Source organism: Mycobacterium sp. E1747 (genome assembly GCF_001667775.1).
In the GTDB taxonomy this organism is placed as follows: Bacteria; Actinomycetota; Actinomycetes; order Mycobacteriales; family Mycobacteriaceae; genus Mycobacterium.
The window spans coordinates 1-5,081 of the sequence record NZ_LZJI01000233.1; the positions used below are offsets into that span (position 1 = coordinate 1).

The window sequence follows — 5,081 nt, forward strand, 5'->3', positions numbered from 1 at the left end:
ACCCGAGCCCGAGCCCGAAGCGGCCGCGCCCGCCCAGCCCGAACCCGAACCCGAACCCGCACCGCAGAGTTCCGGCGACGCGACCCCGGTGCTGATGCCCGAGCTGGGCGAGTCGGTGGCCGAGGGCACGGTGACCCGCTGGCTGAAGAAGGTCGGCGACTCGGTCGGCGTCGACGACGCGCTGGTCGAGGTGTCGACCGACAAGGTGGACACCGAGATCCCCTCACCGGTGGCCGGTGTGCTGGTCAGCATCACCGCCGAGGAGGACGCCACCGTGCCGGTCGGCGGCGAGCTGGCGCGGATCGGCACCGGCTCCGGGGCCGCGTCCGCCCCCACTCCCCCGCCGGCTCCCCAGCCCGAATCCAAGCCGGAACCCAAGCCCGAGCCGGCCAAACCCGAACCACCCAAGGCCGAGGCGAAGCCCGAGCCGCAGCCCGTGTCCCAGCCGGCACCGAAAGCCCAACCGGCGCAAGCACAACCGGCCGCCGAGCCCAGCGGCTCGACTCAGGACGGCGCGCCGTACGTGACCCCGCTGGTGCGCAAGCTGGCCACCGAGAACGGGATCGACCTCGCCGAGATCACCGGCACCGGCGTCGGTGGCCGCATCCGCAAGCAGGACGTGCTCGCGGCGGCGGAAAAGAAGCAACAGGCCCAGCAGGCGCCCGCGCCGGCCCAGGCACCCGCCGCCGACGGCAAGCCCGCCCCGGCGGCCGCACCCACCCCGGCGCCGGCGTTGGCGCACCTGCGCGGCACCACGCAGAAGGCGAGCCGGATCCGCCAGCTCACCGCGAACAAGACCCGGGAATCTTTGCAGGCCACGGCCCAGCTCACCCAGACGCACGAGGTCGACATGACCCGGATCGTCGGGTTGCGGGCCAGGGCGAAGTCTGCGTTCGCCGAGCGCGAGGGGGTCAACCTGACCTTCCTGCCGTTCATCGCCAGGGCGGTGATCGATGCGCTGAAAACCCACCCCAACATCAACGCCAGCTACAACGAGCAGACCAAGGAGATCACCTACTACGACGCCGAGCATCTCGGCTTCGCCGTCGATACTGAGCAGGGCCTGCTCTCCCCCGTCATCCACAACGCCGGTGACCTGTCGCTGGCGGGCCTGGCGCGCGCCATCTCCGACATCGCCGCGCGCGCCCGCTCGGGCGACCTCAAGCCCGACGAGCTGTCCGGCGGCACCTTCACCATCACCAACATCGGCAGCCAGGGCGCGTTGTTCGACACTCCCATCCTGGTCCCGCCGCAGGCGGCCATGCTGGGCACCGGGGCGATCGTGAAGCGGCCCCGGGTGATCGTGGACGAATTCGGCAACGAATCCATCGGTGTCCGCTCCATCTGCTATCTCCCGCTGACCTACGATCATCGGCTCATCGACGGCGCTGACGCCGGACGCTTCCTCACCACGATCAAGCACCGGCTCGAAGAGGGAGCGTTCGAGGCCGATTTGGGCCTTTAGGAGGACTGGCGAACCGTGGCCAAGCCCGTCATCGCCATCGCGGGTTCATCCGGCCTGATCGGATCCGCCTTGACCGCAGCCCTGCGCGCGGCCGACCACCGGGTGTTGCGCATCGTGCGCCGGGCGCCATCGAATGCCGACGAGCTGCACTGGAACCCCGAGAGCGGCGAATTCGACGTCGACGCGATCAGCGACGTCGACGCCGTCGTCAACCTGTGTGGCGTCAACGTCGGCCAGCGTCGCTGGTCGGGCGCCTTCAAGCAGGGCCTGCGCGACAGCCGCATCGCCCCCACCGAAGTCCTGGCGCATGCCGTTGCCGACGCCGGGGTAGCGACCCTGGTCAACGCCAGCGCGGTGGGCTACTACGGGGACACCAAGGATCGCGTGGTCGACGAAAACGACCGTGCGGGAAAGGGTTTCCTGGCCCAGCTGTGCGAGGACTGGGAAGCCGCGACACTGCCGGCCCAATACGGGGGCGCCCGCGTGGTGCTCGCCCGCACCGGGCTGGTGTTCTCCCCCGCCGGCGGCGCGCTGGGGCGGTTGCGACCGTTGTTCCGGACGGGCCTGGGGGCTCGACTGGGCAGCGGCCGGCAATACATGTCCTGGATCACCCTGGAGGACGAGGTGCGCGCACTGCTGTTCGCGATCTCCAACCCCGCGCTGTCCGGCCCGGTGAACATGACCGGGCCTGCGCCCGTCACCAACGCCGAATTCACCACTGCCTTCGGCCGTGCGGTCAATCGCCCGACCCTGTTCATGCTGCCGGGCATCGCGGTGCGGACCGCCCTCGGCGAGTTCGCCGACGAGGGCGTGCTCATCGGTCAGCGCGCCATCCCGTCGGCGCTCGAGCGGGCCGGTTTCGAGTTCCACCACAACACCATTGGCGAGGCGCTCGGCTACGCCACCGCCCCGCGCGACCACGACTAACGGCGATCGCGAGCGCGGCGAAGCCGGGCGAAGCGGGTCGCCGTCATCAGGTCTACGGCGATCGCGAGCGCGGCGAAGCCGGGCGAAGCGGTCGCCGCCATCACGACTAGCCACTGCGGTCCTCGAGTGTCACGCCAGCGTGGCTGACGCCGCCGAGGGTCACGCCAGCGTGACGCCGCGTCGCGGGGCGCCTGCCCGGCGAGTACCGTCGCGAACGTGGTCGATTCCATCCGCTCCAGCAGGGCCGCGATCGACCTACGCCAGCTCGGAACTATCGAATACCGCACGGCCTGGCAGCTGCAGCGCGAGCTCGCCGACGCCCGCGTCGCCGGCGGCAGCGACACACTGCTGCTGCTGGAGCACCCGCCGGTGTACACCGCGGGGCGGCGCACCGAGCCGCACGAACGACCGGTGAACGGCACCCCGGTCATCGACACCGACCGTGGCGGCAAGATCACCTGGCACGGCCCGGGGCAGCTGGTCGGGTATCCGATCATCGGCCTGAGCGAGCCGCTCGACGTGGTGCATTACGTTCGGCGGCTCGAGGAGGCGCTGATCAAGGTGTGCGGCGACCTGGGCTTGGAGACGGGTCGGGTGCACGGCCGGTCCGGGGTGTGGGTGCCCGGCGCCGCCGGTCGGCCCGACCGCAAGATGGCCGCCATCGGCGTGCGGGTCTCGCGCGCGACCACGCTGCACGGGTTCGCGCTCAACTGCGACTGTGACCTCGACGCGTTCGGCACGATCGTGCCGTGCGGCATCAGCGACGCGGGCGTGACCTCGTTGTCGGCCGAGCTGCGGCGCCCGGTGGCGGTCGACGATGTCCGTGCCGCCGTCGCCGCCGCCGTCGGCGACGCCCTCGACGGGATCCTGCCGGTCCGGGAACACCCCGGCACGCGCGTAGCATCAGCCATGTGACTGTCGCACCCGAAGGCCGCAAACTGCTGCGCCTCGAGGTCCGCAACGCGCAAACCCCGATCGAGCGCAAGCCGCCGTGGATCAAGGTCCGGGCCCGCATGGGGCCCGAATACACCCAGCTGAAGGGCCTGGTCCGGCGCGAGGGGCTGCACACGGTCTGTGAAGAGGCCGGCTGCCCCAACATCTTCGAGTGCTGGGAAGACCGGGAGGCGACGTTCCTGATCGGCGGTGACCAGTGCACCCGCCGCTGCGACTTCTGCCAGATCGACACCGGCAAGCCCGCCGCGCTGGACCGCGACGAGCCCAGGCGCGTCGCCGAGAGCGTGCTGACCATGGGATTGCGCTACGCCACGATCACCGGGGTGGCCCGCGACGACCTGCCCGACGGCGGGGCCTGGCTGTACGCCGAAACCGTGCGCGCGATCAAAGAGCTCAACCCCTCGACCGGTGTGGAGCTGCTGATCCCCGACTTCAACGGCGAGCCCGCGAGGCTTGCCGAAGTGTTCGAATCGCGCCCGGAAGTGTTGGCGCACAACGTCGAAACCGTGCCGCGGATCTTCAAGCGGATCCGGCCCGCCTTCAGCTATCAGCGCAGCCTGAACGTCATCACCGCGGCGCGTGAGTTCGGGCTGGTCACCAAGAGCAACCTCATCCTGGGGCTCGGCGAGACCCCCGCCGAGGTGCGCACCGCCCTGGCCGACCTGCGGGGCGCCGGCTGCGACATCGTCACCATCACCCAATATCTGCGTCCGTCCACCCGGCACCACCCGGTCGAGCGCTGGGTGCGGCCCGAGGAGTTCGTCGAGTTCGCGCGCGACGCGGAGGGGCTGGGCTTCTCCGGGGTGCTGGCCGGGCCGCTGGTGCGGTCGTCCTACCGGGCGGGACGGCTCTACGAGCAAGCGGCACGCACCCGCGCCTGAAGTTGCCGCGCCGACGAAGCGGTCAGCGCCGATACGTATTCTTTCACTATGGCTAAACCCCGCACCGCCGCTGAGAACAAGGCCGCCCGGGCGCAGGCGCAGGCCGCGCGCAAGGCCGCGGCAAAGGAGCGCCGCGGCCAGCTGTGGCAGGCCTTCAACCTGCAGCGCCGCGAGGACAAGCGGCTGCTGCCCTACATGATCGGCGCCTTCGTCGTCATCGTGGCCATCTCGGTGGCGGTCGGCTTGTGGGCCGGCGGGCTGACGATGTTCACCTTGATCCCGCTGGGCGTGGTGCTGGGCGCGCTGGCGGCGTTCATCGTCTTCGGCCGTCGCGCGCAGAAGAGCGTCTACAGCAAGGCCGAGGGCCAAACCGGCGCGGCCGCATGGGCTTTGGACAACCTGCGGGGCAAGTGGCGGGTGACGCCCGGGGTAGCCGCGACCGGGCACCTCGACGCGGTGCACCGGGTGATCGGCCGTCCCGGCGTCATCCTCGTCGGCGAAGGTTCGTCGGCCCGGGTCCGGCCACTGCTGGCCCAGGAGAAGAAGCGCACCGCGCGGCTGATCGGCGATGTGCCGATCTATGACCTGGTCGTCGGCAACGGCGACGACGAGGTTCCACTGGCCAAGTTGGAGCGCCACCTCAACCGCCTGCCGGCCAACATCACCGCCAAACAGATGGACACGCTCGAGTCCAGGTTGGCCGCGCTGGGGACGCGGGGCCTAATGGCGGCGACCCGCCGCGCCCGGCTTCGCCGCGCTTGCGATCGCCGCGAAGCCTAATGGCGGCGACCCGCCGCGCCCGGCTTCGCCGCGCTTGCGATCGCTGCGAAGCCTAATGGCGGCGACCCGCCGCG

The 5,081-nt window shown here is 70.9% G+C and carries 5 protein-coding genes; all 5 read left to right on the forward strand.

The annotated features are described in order from the left end of the window. Positions 1-1,465, forward strand: a 1,465-nt coding sequence (gene sucB, locus A5695_RS25160; RefSeq protein WP_068088990.1) for a 2-oxoglutarate dehydrogenase, E2 component, dihydrolipoamide succinyltransferase, incomplete at its 5' end; no start/stop codon positions are given. Between the two features lie 15 nt (positions 1,466-1,480). Beyond that, positions 1,481-2,392, forward strand: coding sequence for a TIGR01777 family oxidoreductase (locus A5695_RS25165; RefSeq protein WP_068088991.1), 912 nt, complete (start codon positions 1,481-1,483; stop codon positions 2,390-2,392). A gap of 216 nt (positions 2,393-2,608) precedes the next feature. Next, positions 2,609-3,307, forward strand: a complete 699-nt coding sequence (lipB, locus tag A5695_RS25170; protein ID WP_068088994.1) for a lipoyl(octanoyl) transferase LipB — start codon at positions 2,609-2,611, stop codon at positions 3,305-3,307. Continuing rightward, positions 3,304-4,227, forward strand: coding sequence for a lipoyl synthase (lipA, locus tag A5695_RS25175; protein ID WP_068088997.1), 924 nt, complete (start codon positions 3,304-3,306; stop codon positions 4,225-4,227). Before lipB ends, lipA begins: the two co-directional genes overlap by 4 nt. Before the next feature lie 48 nt (positions 4,228-4,275). Next, positions 4,276-5,007 (forward strand): DUF4191 domain-containing protein, encoded by a 732-nt coding sequence (locus A5695_RS25180; RefSeq protein WP_068089000.1) that lies wholly within the window; start codon positions 4,276-4,278, stop codon positions 5,005-5,007. Positions 5,008-5,081 lie beyond the last annotated feature (74 nt).